Below are 14952 nucleotides of genomic sequence, written 5' to 3'. Positions count from 1 at the left end.
GCCTTCCGCGCGGGTCAGGCCGCGCTGCTGCTGATCCGGGTTGCACTCGCCCAGTCGTGCACCCAGTCGGGCACGGTGAGGTCGCGGTCCGCGCCGCCCGCCGCCTCGAGCAGGTCCGCGGTCGGCACCGTCCCGCCGGAACGCCGCAGGAACCGGGCCTGCACCACGGCGCGGGCCATCACGGCACCCTGCCGCACGAACGTCTGCTCCAGGTACACGGCACGGTCGTCGACCCCGAGCACGTGGGTGCGGAGCTCGAACCGCTGCCCGAGCGTCAGCGACCGCTTGTACGTGATCGTCTGCGCCGAGACGACGGGGTACCAGCCACGTTCGGTCAGCGTTGCCCAGTACCCGGAGCGGAGCATCAGGTCGAGCCGACCGAGGTCGAGCATCGACAGGTACTTGCCGTTGTTGACGTGGCGCAGGGGGTCGAGGTCGGTCGGGACCACCCGGAACGGTGTCCGGACCTCGTCCCAGAGCGACGCCCGGCGGCGTCCACCGACCCGAGCGCGCAGACGGGTGCGCAGCTGCAGCAGGAGCAGTCGGAAGTACAGGTTCACGGGTCGATCACACCAGTGCGCGGAGCACTCGTGCGAGCACCTTGGAGGAACCTCACGAAGCGAGCGGCCGTCTGCCGACACACGACCAGCCGCTCCCGACAATCGGCAGGCGGCGGGGTCGGGCGGTTCAGCCGGGGAAGCCGCCGCCGGCGCCCGTGATGCCGGGGTGCGCGGACTTGGCGAGCCCCTCGGTCCTGGAGTGCGCCGCATCGGCTTCGGCCGCGGCGCGTGCGGTGTCACGCGGATCCGACAGGTCTTCGATCGATTCGAGCGCCCGCCGACGACGGCGGTTCTGCGCCTCGAGCACGATCAGCAGGGCGCCGAGCACGACGACCACGGCGATGACGATCCAGATGATGACCACGACACTCCCCCGAGCCCGGGGCGCCTGCCCCGTCCCTCGCAGCGTAGCGGTGCCGAGGCGGGTACAGCCAGTGCCTCCCGCCGTCACGGGGACCGGGAGTAGACCTGCAGCATGCAGACACGCAAGCTCGCAGACCTCGAGGTCGGACCGATCGGCCTCGGAACCATGGGCATGAGCGCCTTCTACACGGGCGCCGGCACCGACGACGACGAGTCGATCCGCACCATCCACCGCGCGATCGACCTCGGCGTCACCCTGTTCGACACCGCCGAGGCGTACGGCCCCTACACGAACGAGGAACTCCTGCGCCGTGCGCTCGAGGGCCGTCGCGACGACGTCGTCATCGCGACCAAGTTCGGCCTGTACCGCCACGAGGCCGGTGAGGAGACCCCGACGCAGCAGCGCGGTCTCTCCAGCCAGCCGGAGTCCGTGCGCGAGGCGCTCGAAGGCTCCCTCCGTCGCCTGGGCACGGACCACATCGACCTCTACTACCAGCACCGCGTCGACCCGGCCGTCCCGATCGAGGACGTCATCGGCCAGCTCGCCGGCTTCGTGCAGGAGGGCAAGATCCGGCACATCGGACTGTCCGAAGCCGGTGCCGACACCATCCGCAAGGCCCACGCCGTCCACCCGATCACCGCGCTGCAGAGCGAGTACTCGCTGTGGACGCGGGACCCCGAGGGCGACGTCCTCGACACCCTGCGCGAGCTCGGCATCGGCCTGGTGCCGTACTCGCCGCTCGGCCGCGGGTTCCTGACGGGTGCCATCACGAAGCCGTCCGACCTGGACTCCGACGACTTCCGCCTGGCGAACCCGCGCTTCCAGCAGGAGGCGTTCGAGCAGAACATGCGCATCGTCGACGCCGTCAAGGACATCGCGACCGAGGCCGGGGCCACCCCGGCGCAGGTGTCGCTCGCCTGGCTGCTGGCCCAGGGTGACGACATCGTCCCGATCCCCGGCACGAAGCGGGTCTCCCGCCTCGAGGAGAACGTCGGCGCAGCCGACCTGACCCTCACGGCGGACCAGCTGTCGCGCCTGTCGGCGCTGCCGGTCCCGACCGGTGACCGCTACCCCGACATGTCGACCATCGGTCGGTAGACGCGACCGGTTGACGGCCGGGAGGCCCGGTGCCAGCTGGCACCGGGCCTTCCGGCCGTCGTCAGTCGCGTCAGCGGACGCGAGACGCCGGCGTCAGCACGAGACGCCTCCGAATCCGGCGGCGTCTCGCTGACTCGAGGGCGTCCTTCGAGGACGCCGGCGTCTCAGACCTCGGCGGCGAATGACGCGGCCCGGACCTGCAGGTTCTCGATGCGCCGGAGGCGCGCGGCCTCGACGTCGTAGCCCTCGTAGGCGGGCGGCGGCAGCTTCCGGACGTTCCGCGAGCACTGGAAGTCCTGGCAGACCAGGGTGCCGACGGTGTTGCCGTTCCGTCCGGCCGGCCCGGACCGTTTCGCGCTGTAGAACGCGACGTCGTTCGGCAGCTTGACGTCCTGGCACCACGAGCACTGGGCACGGGAGCGGGGCGAGGCCTCGGCCTGCCGGAACAGGATGCCGATCAGGTCGCCGTCCAGGGTCGGCACGACGGCGTACGCACGCCGACCGATCTTCGGATCGCGCCAGCCGAGGTAGTCGAGCGCGTCCCAGCCGAGCGTCTCGAAGTCGGCGGGCAGCGTGAGGTCGGACACCTCCTTGCGCGAGGCGTTGACGAAGGACGTGCGGAGGGTCTTCTCCACGATGGGGAGCATGGGTGATCGCTTTCGTGCAGGCCCGGGGTGTGCGGACGCACACCGCACCGGGCGGAGGAGGTCAGGGTTCGACGAGGGCGGCCGCACCCGAGGGCACGACCGGGGGCCTCACGCCCTGATGCCGGCGATACGGGCGCCGACCACCTCCTGGAAGCTCACCCGACCAGCCTACGACCGGGTGTCAAGCCCGGCCCGGTCCGTCCGCGGCCGGTTCGGCGTCGCCGTGACCAGGACGACCGAACCCTCGTACGTCGGGCGGATGCGGAGCGACCCGTGCCGCCGGTCCCACTCCCCCGACTCGAGCGCGGTGCGGAGCGCTGCCACCGACCGCCGGACGGTGAACTCGTCGACGAGGCCCCACGCCGGGTCCGCCTGGCGCACGCCGGGGTCGAGCAGACGCTCGGGGCGCGCGTAGTACGCCTCGGCGAACCCATCGACGCACGTGAACGGGATCGGCAACGGGGTGCTCGTCACGGTGTCGTCGCCCAGTGCGTCGGCGATCCGCGGCAGTGCCGGATGGCGACGGGCGTCGGCCGACAGCACCTCGGGCGCGTACTCGGCGAGCCAGGATCGCTCGATGCGGTCGGGGTCGAACGTCAGGACCACGATCGGGCCCCGGGTGACCCGACGCACCTCGGCGAGCCCGCGTTCGAGGTCGTCCCACTCGTGCAGCGAGAAGGTCGTCATCGCGGCGTCGAAGGTGGCGTCGGCGAAGGGCAGGTCTCCGGCGGGTTCCACGGCGGTCACGTCGCGGTCGGTCGGTGCGTAGGAAACAGCGCCGGCCCCGACGTCGAGCACGGCCCGGGCGTCTCCGAGAGCCTTCGCGACCGCGCGGGCGAACGCGGGTTCGGGCCGGCGGTGCTGCCGGTGGTCCGCATCCCCTGCTGAGCCGTCCGTCGTCCTCGTCACGTCCCCACCCTACGAACCCGCGGGGGCCGGGTCAGTCGACCGACTCGGACTCGGACTCCGACTCGCGCAGGGCCGCGTACTGCTCGGCCCGCTCCGTCGCGGCCCAGCTGCCGAGCAGCGCGAGCGACCGCTCGGACTCGCTGCCCGGTTCGGCCGAGTACGAGAACAGCGTCAGTCCGGGGTCGGCGACCAGGTCGAGCGCCTCGTAGGACAGCCGCAGCTCCCCCACGATCGGGTGGTCGATGCGCTTCTTGCCGGTGCGCTGCATCCGGACGTCGTGGGCGGCCCACCAGCCGCGGAACTCTTCGCTCCGGGTGGAGAGCTCACCGACGAGCGTGATGAGCCCCGGCTCGCAGGGGTTCGACACCGCGGCGGTCCGGAGCACGGCCACGGCGTCCTTCGCGGTCTGCGCCCAATCCGGGAAGAAGTCGCGCGCGGCCGGGTCGAGGAACGTGAAGCGTGCGGTGTTCACCGGGCGTCCGGGGCCGGCGAAGAGCGGTGCGTAGAGCGCACGCCCGAGCTCGTTCGTCGCGACGACGTCCCCGCGCTCGTTCCGCACCCAGGCCGGTGCGCCGGTGATGGCGTCGAGCAGCCGCTGCACGCCGGGGCGCACGCGGGTCGGAACGTTCCGGTGCATGACCTTCGCGCCGGAGTTCGCCAGGCGCGTGAGGTCCCACAGGTGCGCACGCTCGTCCTCGTCGAGCTGCAGGGCGCTCGCCAGGCCCTCGAGCACGCTGTCCGAGACGCCCTTGAGCGAGCCGCGTTCGAGTCGCGTGTAGTAGTCGACGCTCACGCCGGCGAGCATGGCGACCTCGTGCCGACGCAGCCCGGGCACGCGTCGGACGCCACCGCCGAACGACGGCATGCCGACCTGCTCGGGGGTGAGCCGCGCCCGCCTGGAGGACAGGAAGTCGCGGATCTCGTTGCGCACGTCGATACCCATGCGACGAGCGTACGTGCCCGGGCCGTGCGTCCGGCAGGCACCGGCGGTACCCGTCGGCCCCCGGTGCGCAGAAGCGACACTTCGCGGGTCGCCCTACCGTCCGGTTCGCGAAAGCGACAGATCGTGCCCGAACGTTCGCGGGATTCAGTCGCTTCGACGGGGTGGACGCGACCAGGGCCGGTCGGGAGGCCCGTGGCGGGGCCGCCACGGGCCTCCCGACCGCTGGGGGCCGCGGTCAGGGCGCGGTGTCGGCCCCGATGCGCACCCGCGCGACGCGGTGACCGTCCATGGCCGTCACCTCGAGGCGGTGGCCACCGGCCAGGACGACGTCACCGACCTCGGGGACGCGGTCCAGCTGCACCTGCACGAGCCCACCCACGGTCTCGTAGTCGCCGTCCGGCAGGAGGGGACCGCCGTCCGCGGCCAGGTCCTCGAGCACCGTGGCCCCGTCGACGCCGTCGTGCGCCAGCATCGACTCGTCGTACTCGGTGGAGTCCCACTCGTCGCGGATCCGGCCGACGAGGTCCTCGAGCAGCGCCTCGAGCGTGACCATGCCCGCGCTGCCGCCGTACTCGTCGACCACCAGGGCGATCTGGTGGCCGTCGGTGCGCATGTCCGCGATCGCGCTCGACAGCGACTTCGTCTCGGGCAGGGCGAGCACCGGCCGGACGAGCGTGGCGACCGGTGCCGCGGGGTCGACCGGACGCAGCAGGTCACGGAGGTGCACGAAGCCCTGGACCTCGTCGCGCCCGCCGGAGGTCACGAGGTACCGGGTGTGCCCGGCCGCGATGGCCTGGTCGGTGGCCTCGGCGACGGAGAGGCCGGCATCCAGCGTCGAGACGTCGTACCAGGGGCGCATCGACTCGCGCAGGATGCGGTCACCGGCGTCCAGGGCGCTGCGGGCGATCCGGCGTCCCTGCTCGTCGACGCCGGTGTGCTCGTCGACCAGGCCGCGGAGTTCCTCGGTGCTCATCGACTCGCTGCGGGCATTCGGGTCGCCGCCGAGCAGTCGCACGACGGTGTCGGTGGACTTCGAGAGCAGCCAGATCACCGGCCGCATCAGCACCGCGAAGCGCTCCAGGGTCGGGGCGACGGCCATCGAGAAGCCCTCGGCACGCTGCAGGGCGAGGCGCTTCGGCACGAGCTCGCCGAACACGAGCGACAGGTACGCGATGACGAGGGTCATCAGCACCAGCGCGACGGCTTCGGCCGTGCCCTGCTCGAGGCCGAGCCCTTGGAACAGCGGCGCGACGTCGGGTGCGATCGAGGATGCACCGTACGCGGCGGAGAAGAACCCGGCGACGGTCACGCCGATCTGCACGGCGGACAGGAACCGGTTGGGGTCACGGCCGAGCTCGGCGACCCGCATCCCGCGGGGGCCGCGGCGTTCGAGCTGCTGCAGCTGGGATTCGCGGAGGGAGACGAGTGCGATCTCGGCGGCCGCGAAGACCCCGCCGACGAGCACGAAGAGGATGACGAGCCCGAAGGCGATCCAGGTGTCGGCGCCCATCAGCGGGCAGCCGCCTCGGATCGACGACGGGCGGGCGGTCTGTGGGGATCGTCCATGCCTGTGAGTCTGCACAGGCCGACTGGGACATCACCGTGCTGCCGCTCGACAGCGGCTGTGGATCCCGCGTCGCAACGGGGAGCGGTCGGTGCGGGAGCGGTCGCTACAGCGTGAGCGAGCGACCGATGCGGGCTTCGAGCCACGCCTTCGGGTCGATCGGCGTGACGCCGTCCATCAGGACCTCGAGGTGCAGGTGGGCACCGGTCGAGACGCCGGAGGACCCGACGAGCCCGATGAACTGGCCGGCCGCGACGGTGTCGCCGACCTTGAGCGGCGAGGAGCCGGGGATCATGTGGCCGTAGAGCGTGGAGACCTGACGGCCGTCGACCACGTGGTCGATGATGACCGCGTTGCCGTACGAGAAGTAGGTGCCCGAGACCCGGACCTTGCCCGCGGCGACGGCGCCGATCGGCGTACCCATGCCCGGGGTGAAGTCGAGGCCCTGGTGCAGCGACGAGCACGCGCCGCACGGTGCCGAGCGGTACCCGAAGCCGGAGCTCATCTGCACCGGGCCGGGGAACGGCGAGCGGACCGCGCCGCCGAACGAGACGGCGCCACCCGCGGTCGCCGCGGTGTCGGCGGAACCAGCCGTCTTCGTGGTGACGGTCGAGCCGCCGCCGACGGTGAACCCGTCACGGTCGAACCCCGCGGCCGTGACCGCCTGGGTCACGGCGTAGTCCTGGGTGCGCACGACGGGTGCGATGGTCGAGGTGGCCATCGAGGTGCCGGCGCTCGCGTGGGCGGGCATCGCCGAGGCGGCGAACATCGCGATGGCGGCGGCGGCGCTGGTGAGCGTGATGCGTCCGGCGCGGGCCGACCGGGAGGCCCGGGGTGCGCTGGCGACGCGGGTCACCCTGGGTGCGGGGCGACGGACGACGCGCTGGATGCGGTCGTCGACGTGCTCGGTGGTGGCGCGTGCGGTTGCGGAGCGGCGGCCGGCCGGCTCGGTGGCCGAGGACGCGGTCGCGAGGACGACGGCCTGCACAGGCTTGGCGACCTTCGCGGCCTTCGGCGCCTTGGCCGGCTTCGCGGCCTTCGCCGGCTTGGCGACCTTCGCTGCCTTGGCCGGCTTCTCGGGCTTGGCGGCCTTCGCGACCGGCGCCGTCTTGCTGCGACGCTGCGGTCCGCGGGCTGCTGCACGCTCGGCCTCGAGGGCGGCGCGACGGGACAGGTGCACCACCGGGGTCTCCGGGTGCTGGTCGAGTTCGGGTGCAGTCGTCATGGCCGCCCACCATTCTGCACGACTCTGTCGCTTTGTACAGGCCCTTTCGTGATCTTTTCGTTACCGAGTGCGCTGGGAGGCCCCTGATCACCGCGGGCGGAAGCGTTCCCCGGGCCCTCCGCATCGGTACGGTCAGGGGAAAGCGACGGAAGGACCCGCACCATGGCCCGATCGCCGCGTGAGCGGTACGGAACGGTCGACCTGGCGTCGGCCGACGTCGTGCTGGCCGGTACCCAGGAACTCCTGCCCGTGCTCCGGGCCGCGGCCGTGCGCGCCGGGATCGACGCTGCGCGGATGCGGGTCATCGGGGTCGACGACCTGCCGGACCCTGAGGAGACGTGGGACGCGGCGTTGGCCGTCATCGCGATCCGTCGCCCCGGGGACGACCCCGCGTTCCACCGGGCGCAGGCGGCTGCCGAGCTCATCGCGCCGATGCTCGCGCCGCACGCCGTCCGCATCGTCGTCACGGTGTCCGGGGTGACCCGGCTCGCGCCGAAGCTCGAGCGCACCCTGACGTCCGAGGTCCTGCACCAGATCGATGCCGCGTCGGCGTCGTCCGGGTTCCGCCGGCCCTTCCGGCCCCTGCGCATCCGGCTCGGGCTCGCCGGGCTCCGTGCCGCCGGCGTCCGGGTGTTCCGCGTCTCGATCGGCGACTGAGGCTCAGGCTCCATCGGGTCCGGGGCCCTGCGCGGCGCTCGCCTGCACCGACGGGTGTGGAGGAGCGGCGTGCGCGACGACGGAGACACTGCCGACGGCGAGCACGAGCGCCAGCGCTCCGGCGGTGCAGGCCGTCCCGATCCGCCGCAACTGCGACCGGCTGCCACGTTGACGCGGTGCGAACCGCTTCGTGCTCCGTCGGGGTTCGGGGCCGACGAGCCAGGGACCGGAGCCGTCGGGGTCGTACGAGAACGGGCCGGAGCCGTCCGGCGCGTACCGGTAGGGCCCGCTGCCGTCCGAGGCGTAGGCGGACCGCAGGTCCTCCGCGGTCCAGCCGAAGTCGTCCGGGGTCTGCCGTGTGGTGGTCATGCGCGCTCTCCCTCGCTCTGGTGCTGCGGAAGACCAGTCCACGCACCGTTCCTATGTGTCGACAGTGCGCCTCCAGGGTGTCGGCCGAGCATCTGCCGCGCGGAAGCGGAGGCCATGTATCTTGATGTCGAGACATCCTGCGCCACGAGTACCGTGGACGTACCGACGGTCGAACAAGGGAGTACCCGCCAGCATGGCCAAGATCATCTACACCCTCACGGACGAGGCGCCGTTCCTCGCCACCCACTCCTTCCTCCCGGTCATCCAGGCCTTCGCCGGCACCGCGGGTGTCGACGTCGAGACCCGCGACATCTCGCTCGCCGGCCGGATCATCGCCCAGTTCCCGGAGCGGCTCACCGACGAGCAGCGCCTGGACGACGCCCTCGCCGAACTCGGCGACCTGGCGAAGACCCCCGAGGCGAACATCATCAAGCTGCCGAACATCTCGGCGTCGATCCCCCAGCTCAAGGTCGCGATCAAGGAACTGCAGGCGCAGGGCTACGACCTGCCCGACTACCCGGACGAGGCCACGACCGACGAGCAGCGCGACGTCCGCGCCCGCTACGGCCGTGTCCAGGGCAGCGCCGTCAACCCGGTGCTGCGCGAGGGCAACTCCGACCGCCGCGCACCCCTGTCCGTCAAGAACTACGCCCGCAAGCACCCGCACCGCATGGGCGCCTGGTCGCGTGACTCGAAGACGAACGTCACCACCATGGGCGTCGACGACTTCCGGTCGAACGAGAAGTCTTGGATCGCCCCCGCCGACGACGTCCTGACGATCACCTTCGTGGCCGAGGACGGCAGCGAGCAGGTCCTCAAGCAGTCGATCCCCGTGCTGCAGGGCGAGGTCGTCGACGGCACCGTGCTGCACGTGGCCGCACTCGAGTCGTTCCTGCGCAAGCAGATCGAGCGCGCCGCCGCCGAGGACGTCCTGTTCTCCGTGCACCTCAAGGCCACGATGATGAAGATCTCCGACCCGATCATCTTCGGCCACGTCATCAAGGCGTTCTTCCCGTCGGTGTTCGAGCGATACGGCGCCGACCTCGCCGCCGCGGGCCTGACCCCGAACGACGGCCTCGGTTCGATCCTCGCCGGCCTCGGTGCGCTGCCGAACGGCGCCGAGATCGAGCGTGCCTTCAAGCAGGGCATCGCCGACGGCCCCGAGCTCGCCATGGTCGACTCGGACAAGGGCATCACGAACCTGCACGTGCCGAGCGACGTCATCGTCGACGCCTCGATGCCCGCGATGATCCGCACCTCGGGGCACATGTGGGGCCCGGACGGCGACGAGCACGACACCCTCGCCGTCATCCCCGACTCGAGCTACGCCGGCATCTACCAGGCCGTGCTCGACGACTGCCGCGCCCACGGCGCCTTCGACCCGTCAACGATGGGCTCCGTGCCCAACGTCGGCCTGATGGCGCAGAAGGCCGAGGAGTACGGCTCGCACGACAAGACCTTCGAGCTGCCCGGCGCCGGTGTGGTCCGCGTCACGACCGCCTCGGGCGACGTCGTCATCGAGCACGACGTCGAGCCCGGTGACATCTGGCGCGCCTGCCAGACCAAGGACGTCGCCATCCGCGACTGGGTGAAGCTCGCCGTCACCCGCGCCCGTGCCTCCGCGACGCCGGCCGTGTTCTGGCTCGACGAGACCCGTGCGCACGACGCGAACCTCATCGGGCTCGTCCGCCAGTACCTCGGCGAGCACGACACCGAGGGCCTGCAGATCGAGATCCTCGCGCCCGAGGACGCCATGCGCTTCTCGCTCGAGCGCATCCGCCGCGGCGAGGACACCATCTCGGTCACCGGCAACGTCCTGCGCGACTACCTGACCGACCTGTTCCCGATCATGGAGCTCGGCACCTCGGCGAAGATGCTCTCCGTCGTCCCCCTGCTGGGCGGTGGCGGCCTGTTCGAGACCGGTGCCGGTGGTTCCGCGCCGAAGCACGTGCAGCAGCTCGTGCAGCAGAACTACCTGCGCTGGGACAGCCTGGGCGAGTTCCTCGCACTGGCGGTCAGCCTCGAGCACCTCGCTGGTGTGACGGGCAACGAGCGGGCGAAGATCCTGGGCGAGACCCTCGACCGTGCCACCGGGACGTTCCTGGAGCAGGACAAGTCCCCGGGTCGGAAGCTCGGCTCGATCGACAACCGCGGCAGCCACTTCTACCTGGCGAAGTACTGGGCCGAGGAGCTCGCGGCGCAGACCCAGGACACCGAGCTCGCGGCGTCGTTCGCGGACCTCGCGGCGAAGCTCGGTGAGCAGGAGCACACCATCGTCGACGAGCTCGTCTCGGTGCAGGGTCACCCGGCCGACATCGGCGGCTACTACCGCCCCGACGACGCAAAGACGAGCGCGGTCATGCGTCCGTCCGCCACGTTGAACGCGGCGCTGGCAGCGCTCTAGCAGCGACCAGCGTCCGTGGTCGCGACCACAGCCGCGTCGAGTGAGCAGAAGACGTCGGGTCCCGCTTGCGAACCCGACGTCTTCTGCTCACTCGTTGATCAGCCGCGGGGGCGCTCGTCGGGTCAGCCGCGGGACGGCACGGGCGGGCCGGCGGCGAGCAGCCCGGTGAAAACCAGGGCGACGGCCACGACCCCGATGCCCGCGGCCACGGCGGGCCGACGCACCACGAAGAACAGCAGGCGGTCCCAGAAGCCCGAGTGGGCGTCCGGCGAGCGGCGCCAGGACCCCTCGAGCATGCCGCGGCGGGCGACCGCGACCTCGAACGGCACCGTGGCGTACGGCACGACGGCACTGGCCCAGCCGAGCACGAGGGCACCGAACGACCACCGCTGGTTCACCGCGACGACCGTCGTGACCACCAGGTAGGCCAGGAACACGAAGCCGTGCACCCCGCCGCCGATGCGGACGCCCCAGTCGCCGGCGTCCAGGCCGTACTTGAGCACCATCCCGAGGATGAGCAGGGTCCAGGTCACGAGTTCGGCGACCGCGGCGGCGCGGAACAGGGAGCGCGGAGTCATGCCGTCAATCGTGGCGGACCCGGTTGACAGACAGCAGAACGCCCCGGATCGTCCGACCCGGGGCGCGCTGCAGGTCCGCTCAGTGCCGCACGACCACCGTCTGGCCGAGGCGGTTCACACCCGTGCTCGCGTCCCACGTGCCGGTGTTCGCCGTCTGGATCGCGAAGGCCGGGTCCGCCGCCACCGAGGCCTCCGGCGCGGGCAGGGCGAGTGCGACGCTCCAGCGCCCGTTCGGCACGTCGGCCAGCGACGCCCGGACGGTCACGGTCCGTCCCGGCTGCCAGGACGACGCGTCGGCGGCCACGGGCACGGTCACCCGGCGATCGCCGTCGGTCAGGACGAGCTGCACGGGGCGGCTGTTGTACGGCGCCGCCCAGCCGTCGTTCCGGATCGACACCGCCACCGACGGCTTCGCGCCCGAGGTGGCGGTGCTCGACGTCATCGTGAAGCGGTAGCCGAGCTTCTTCGCGGCGTCGGTCATGCCCTCCGCACCCCAGGTCGCCAGGACGTCCTTGTTGTAGTCGAGGTTGAGGTAGCTGTAGTGGTACTTGGCCATCTCGGCCGAGGCGGACGGGTACTCGGACCGCGGCGCGTTCACGGCGCAGGTCTCACCACCGACGGGGACGTACCGCGACTCCGCCGCCAGGTAGTCCTGGTCGAGCGACAGCGGGTTGCTCAGGAACGTGCCGAAGTCGTCCGGCGAGGCGAGGAAGCAGTCGTTGTGGTGCCCGATGCGCGACGCTGCCGACCCGTCGTGCGCCTGCGCCGGGGTGAGCGCCCCGGCCGTGCCGGACGGCGTGCGGAGTGCGTCCTGCTTCATCTGCATCGTGCGGACCTGGACCGAGCGGCTGGACGGCAGGGCCGCGAGTTCGGCCTGCAGGACCTGTCGTCGGGCGTCCTTGTCGGCCTCGGTCAGCACACCCGGGTTCGCCGGGTCGCTGGCGAAGTGGTCGGTGTAGTAGCCCTCGCCCCAGAGCCCGATGAATCCCCCCTGCAGGGTCGGGATGACGTCCGCGTTCCGGCGGAGCGTCGGGGTGAGCTGCTCGATGTGCGCGAGCACGGTCGGCAGGTCGGCGTCACCGTACGGCGCCGAGTACGGGTACGAGCCACCCTGGACGTACGCGAACCGGGTGATCACACCCACGCCGGCTGCGCGCGCGGTGTCGTAGTCGTGCTGCACGAGCGCGAGCCAGGCCGGGCTGAGTTGCCGCTGCTGGACGAACGCCTCCATGTAGAACACCCGGACGACCTGCGTGACGCCCTCGGCCCGGTAGCCCCGGAGGGTCGCGGCGTCGAGCGGCGTGTACCCGGTGCCGTCGGCGCGGTAGTGCGTCTCGGTGGTGTGGTCGAACCCGCGCGAGGGGTTCGGGATGACCGCGTCGCTCGCCGTGTAGGTCACGGTCGAGGTGGTCGCGGTCCGTTTCGAGTGGTGACCGGTGGGTGATGCCCACGCGGTGGTCGGTACGGCGAGTGCGAGCACCGCCGCGAGTGCGACGGTGGTGATGGTGCGGTGCTGCATCGGACGAGCCCCTGTCCTCGGCGCGGGCGGTGACCGGCACCCCCTGGCACCGTCGCCTGCGCGATTGTGATCTGAAGGTAGGCCAAACGATCAGAAAACGCCAGGACCTGCGCAAAGCGATCACGGGTAGCGTGGGTCCCATGTCGCCGTCGACCGAGAACCGTCCCCTGAACATCGTCGTCTGGAACGAGAACGTGCACGAGACCCGCGGTGACGCGACGGTCATCGGGCACTACCCCGACGGCATGCACACCGTGATCGCCGAGGCGCTCCGACAGCTGCAGCCCGGGGCCGACGTGTCCACCGCCACCCTGCAGGAACCCGACCACGGCATCACCGCCGAACGGCTCGCCACCACGGACGTGCTGTTCTGGTGGGGCCACGCCGCCCACGACGAGGTCAGCGACGCCGTCGTCGACCTGGTCGTCGACGCCGTGCACGCCGGCATGGGCCTGGTCGTGCTGCACTCCGGCCACTACTCCAAGCCGTTCAAGCGCCTGATGGGCACGACCTGCTCGCTGAAGTGGCGGAACGACGGCGAGCGTGAACTCGTCTGGACCGTCGCGCCCGAGCACCCGATCGCCGCCGGGGTGCCGCACCCGATCGTCATCGACCGGCAGGAGATGTACGGCGAGTACTTCGACATCCCGCGCCCCGACGAAGAGGTGTTCCTGTCGACCTTCGCGGGCGGCGAGGTCTTCCGCTCCGGCGTCGCGTACCGCCGGGGGCTCGGCAAGGTCTTCTACTTCTCGCCCGGCGACCAGGAGTACCCCGTCTACCACCACCCGGACATCCAGCGTGTGCTGTCGAACGCCGCCGCCTGGGCCGCCCCGGTGTCCGAGCGCCGCGAGCTGACGGCTGACCCCCACCCACGGGACTGGTTCCTGACGGACGATGGGGGTAGACAGGCCGGGTGACCAACCATCTCGACGGTGCGCACAGGCGCACCGCGGTGATCGAGGCGCTCGCAATCTTGGGATCAGGACCCGAGGAGCGCTTCGACCGCATCACCCGCATGGCCCACGAGGCGTTCGACGTCCCGTTGACCTTCCTCAACCTCGTCCACCACGACCTCGTCACCACGCAGTCGACCTTCGGCTGGCACCAGGGGTCGAGTGTCCCCGCCAGCGAGCAGTTCTGCGCGTCGACGGTGCTCACCCGCGAACCGATGGTGATCCCGGACGCGTCGCTCGACGCCCGGTTCGCGCACACGGCGGCGGTGGCTGAGCACGGCATCCGGTTCTACGCGGGCGCACCGTTGACCATGGTCGACGGCACCCGGGTGGGGACGCTCTGCCTGATGGACGCGGTGCCGCGCACGTTCTCACCGGACGACGTCGCCCTGCTGGGGGAACTGGCCCGGTGGGCGGAGCGCGAGCTCGGCGTCGCCATCGACCGCGGGCGGGTCCGTCGGGTGCTCGACGGCCTGGTGCCGGACCCGGTCGCGGTGCCGGGGTACGACCTCGACGTCCTGGTGGCCCAGCACGACGACGGCGGGGGTGACGTCGCCGACTGGCGCGTCGCACCGGACGGTGCCCTGCACGTCACCGTCGGCCGGGTGAGCGCGGCCGGCCCGGCGTCGGGCCTGCTCGCCGCGGCGGTCCGCGGTGCCGTGGCGGCACGGACCGGCTCGGCCATGTCGGACGCGATCGTCGGCCTGGAGGCGCAGGTCACCGCCGACCTGTCGGCTGCGGACGCCGTCGGCTCGCTCTTCCACCTGCGGCTCGACCCGACGTCGGGTCACGTCGACTTCGGCGACGCCGGCCACGGCCTCGCCGTGCTCGTCCCCGCCGACGGTCCGGCTCGCGTCCTGCACCCGCTCGACCTGCCGCTCGGGCTGCAACCGGAGTCGATCCCCCGGTCGCCCGGCGCGCTCGACCTGGAACCCGGGGACCGGCTGGCGATCTGCACCCAGGGCGTCCTGTCGCTGGAGGGGCTCCGGCACCTGGACGACCTCGCTGCGCTGGTGCGCTCGGCTCCGGACGGGGCCACCGTGGTCGAACGGGTGCGCACGGCGGTCCCCACGGACGCCGTGGTCGACGTCACGCTGGTGGTGCTCACCCGGCACTGAGTGGGATCCGCCGCCCAGGCGGCGCCCGGGGTGCGGACCGCCGC

General features: G+C 71.8%; 15 protein-coding genes. 5 read left to right on the top strand and 10 right to left on the bottom strand.

Going from position 1 to position 14952, the window contains the following annotated elements; genetic code table 11:
• Positions 1 to 14: 14 nt before the first annotated feature.
• Together DEJ05_RS01165 and DEJ05_RS01160 are read right to left on the bottom strand one after the other, a co-directional pair.
• Positions 15 to 560 carry an acyl-CoA thioesterase gene (locus DEJ05_RS01165; protein ID WP_111109510.1) on the bottom strand — a complete coding sequence of 182 codons (546 nt, stop codon included), beginning with the start codon at positions 558 to 560 and terminating at the stop codon, positions 15 to 17.
• A 127-nt stretch (positions 561 to 687) separates the two neighbouring features.
• Positions 688 to 924, bottom strand: coding sequence for a hypothetical protein (locus DEJ05_RS01160; RefSeq protein WP_111023411.1), 237 nt, complete (start codon positions 922 to 924; stop codon positions 688 to 690).
• Positions 925 to 1035: 111 nt separating this feature from the next.
• Between DEJ05_RS01160 and DEJ05_RS01155 the strand changes: the two genes are divergently transcribed.
• Positions 1036 to 2022 (top strand): aldo/keto reductase, encoded by a 987-nt coding sequence (locus DEJ05_RS01155; protein ID WP_111023409.1) that lies wholly within the window; start codon positions 1036 to 1038, stop codon positions 2020 to 2022.
• Between the two features lie 164 nt (positions 2023 to 2186).
• Here the strand turns inward: DEJ05_RS01155 and DEJ05_RS01150 are convergent, their stop codons facing one another.
• The 5 genes from DEJ05_RS01150 to DEJ05_RS01130 all read right to left on the bottom strand — a co-directional run bounded on the left by DEJ05_RS01150 (position 2187) and on the right by DEJ05_RS01130 (position 7310).
• Positions 2187 to 2669: an FBP domain-containing protein gene (locus DEJ05_RS01150; RefSeq protein ID WP_111028883.1), complete on the bottom strand. Its 483-nt coding sequence runs from the start codon at positions 2667 to 2669 to the stop codon at positions 2187 to 2189.
• Between the two features lie 168 nt (positions 2670 to 2837).
• Entirely contained in the window at positions 2838 to 3578 is a 741-nt protein-coding gene (locus DEJ05_RS01145) for a class I SAM-dependent methyltransferase (RefSeq protein ID WP_111109509.1), read from the bottom strand.
• A 31-nt stretch (positions 3579 to 3609) separates the two neighbouring features.
• A complete protein-coding gene (locus DEJ05_RS01140) occupies positions 3610 to 4521 on the bottom strand; it encodes a helix-turn-helix transcriptional regulator (protein WP_071406260.1) in 912 nt (303 codons plus the stop codon).
• Between the two features lie 235 nt (positions 4522 to 4756).
• Positions 4757 to 6031 carry a hemolysin family protein gene (locus DEJ05_RS01135; protein WP_111109508.1) on the bottom strand — a complete coding sequence of 425 codons (1275 nt, stop codon included), beginning with the start codon at positions 6029 to 6031 and terminating at the stop codon, positions 4757 to 4759.
• 160 nt (positions 6032 to 6191) lie between these two features.
• Positions 6192 to 7310 carry a M23 family metallopeptidase gene (locus DEJ05_RS01130; RefSeq protein ID WP_111109507.1) on the bottom strand — a complete coding sequence of 373 codons (1119 nt, stop codon included), beginning with the start codon at positions 7308 to 7310 and terminating at the stop codon, positions 6192 to 6194.
• 162 nt (positions 7311 to 7472) lie between these two features.
• Here DEJ05_RS01130 and DEJ05_RS01125 point away from each other — a divergent pair, with 162 nt between their 5' ends.
• Positions 7473 to 7967, top strand: a complete 495-nt coding sequence (locus DEJ05_RS01125) for a hypothetical protein (protein ID WP_111109506.1) — start codon at positions 7473 to 7475, stop codon at positions 7965 to 7967.
• 3 nt (positions 7968 to 7970) lie between these two features.
• On the opposite strand, the gene DEJ05_RS01120 is transcribed toward DEJ05_RS01125, so the two are convergent.
• On the bottom strand, positions 7971 to 8336 hold the full coding sequence (locus DEJ05_RS01120; RefSeq protein ID WP_111109505.1) for a hypothetical protein: 366 nt from the start codon (positions 8334 to 8336) through the stop codon (positions 7971 to 7973).
• A 193-nt stretch (positions 8337 to 8529) separates the two neighbouring features.
• Between DEJ05_RS01120 and DEJ05_RS01115 the strand changes: the two genes are divergently transcribed.
• Entirely contained in the window at positions 8530 to 10740 is a 2211-nt protein-coding gene (locus tag DEJ05_RS01115) for an NADP-dependent isocitrate dehydrogenase (protein ID WP_111109504.1), read from the top strand.
• Between the two features lie 122 nt (positions 10741 to 10862).
• Here DEJ05_RS01115 and DEJ05_RS01110 read toward each other — a convergent pair whose 3' ends face one another.
• Together DEJ05_RS01110 and DEJ05_RS01105 are read right to left on the bottom strand one after the other, a co-directional pair.
• A complete protein-coding gene (locus DEJ05_RS01110) occupies positions 10863 to 11318 on the bottom strand; it encodes a DUF3817 domain-containing protein (RefSeq protein ID WP_035809287.1) in 456 nt (151 codons plus the stop codon).
• A 79-nt stretch (positions 11319 to 11397) separates the two neighbouring features.
• The gene (locus tag DEJ05_RS01105; protein ID WP_111109503.1) at positions 11398 to 12837 is read right to left on the bottom strand and encodes a DUF4832 domain-containing protein; all 1440 of its coding nucleotides are present in this window, start codon (positions 12835 to 12837) and stop codon (positions 11398 to 11400) included.
• A 140-nt stretch (positions 12838 to 12977) separates the two neighbouring features.
• Here DEJ05_RS01105 and DEJ05_RS01100 point away from each other — a divergent pair, with 140 nt between their 5' ends.
• Complete coding sequence (locus DEJ05_RS01100; RefSeq protein ID WP_258370454.1) at positions 12978 to 13754, top strand: ThuA domain-containing protein; 777 nt, start codon at positions 12978 to 12980, stop codon at positions 13752 to 13754.
• Entirely contained in the window at positions 13751 to 14908 is a 1158-nt protein-coding gene (locus DEJ05_RS01095; RefSeq protein WP_111109502.1) for a GAF domain-containing protein, read from the top strand. Before DEJ05_RS01100 ends, DEJ05_RS01095 begins: the two co-directional genes overlap by 4 nt.
• Positions 14909 to 14952: the final 44 nt, after the last annotated feature.

The organism is Curtobacterium sp. MCLR17_045 (genome assembly GCF_003234405.1).
GTDB lineage: Bacteria > Actinomycetota > Actinomycetes > Actinomycetales > Microbacteriaceae > Curtobacterium > Curtobacterium flaccumfaciens.
The sequence above is the reverse complement of the archived record's forward strand: the minus strand, read 5'-3'. Positions and strand labels throughout refer to the sequence as shown.

Bases quoted from the DNA above. Each gene is read 5' to 3' on its own strand.
- DEJ05_RS01155 (WP_111023409.1), top strand. From the start codon at position 1,036: ATGCAGACACGCAAGCTCGCAGACCTCGAGGTCGGACCGATCGGCCTC.
- DEJ05_RS01150 (WP_111028883.1), bottom strand. From the start codon at position 2,669: ATGCTCCCCATCGTGGAGAAGACCCTCCGCACGTCCTTCGTCAACGCC.
- DEJ05_RS01140 (WP_071406260.1), bottom strand. From the start codon at position 4,521: ATGGGTATCGACGTGCGCAACGAGATCCGCGACTTCCTGTCCTCCAGG.
- DEJ05_RS01135 (WP_111109508.1), bottom strand. From the start codon at position 6,031: ATGGGCGCCGACACCTGGATCGCCTTCGGGCTCGTCATCCTCTTCGTG.
- DEJ05_RS01130 (WP_111109507.1), bottom strand. From the start codon at position 7,310: ATGACGACTGCACCCGAACTCGACCAGCACCCGGAGACCCCGGTGGTG.
- DEJ05_RS01125 (WP_111109506.1), top strand. From the start codon at position 7,473: ATGGCCCGATCGCCGCGTGAGCGGTACGGAACGGTCGACCTGGCGTCG.
- DEJ05_RS01120 (WP_111109505.1), bottom strand. From the start codon at position 8,336: ATGACCACCACACGGCAGACCCCGGACGACTTCGGCTGGACCGCGGAG.
- DEJ05_RS01115 (WP_111109504.1), top strand. From the start codon at position 8,530: ATGGCCAAGATCATCTACACCCTCACGGACGAGGCGCCGTTCCTCGCC.
- DEJ05_RS01110 (WP_035809287.1), bottom strand. From the start codon at position 11,318: ATGACTCCGCGCTCCCTGTTCCGCGCCGCCGCGGTCGCCGAACTCGTG.
- DEJ05_RS01105 (WP_111109503.1), bottom strand. From the start codon at position 12,837: ATGCAGCACCGCACCATCACCACCGTCGCACTCGCGGCGGTGCTCGCA.
- DEJ05_RS01100 (WP_258370454.1), top strand. From the start codon at position 12,978: ATGTCGCCGTCGACCGAGAACCGTCCCCTGAACATCGTCGTCTGGAAC.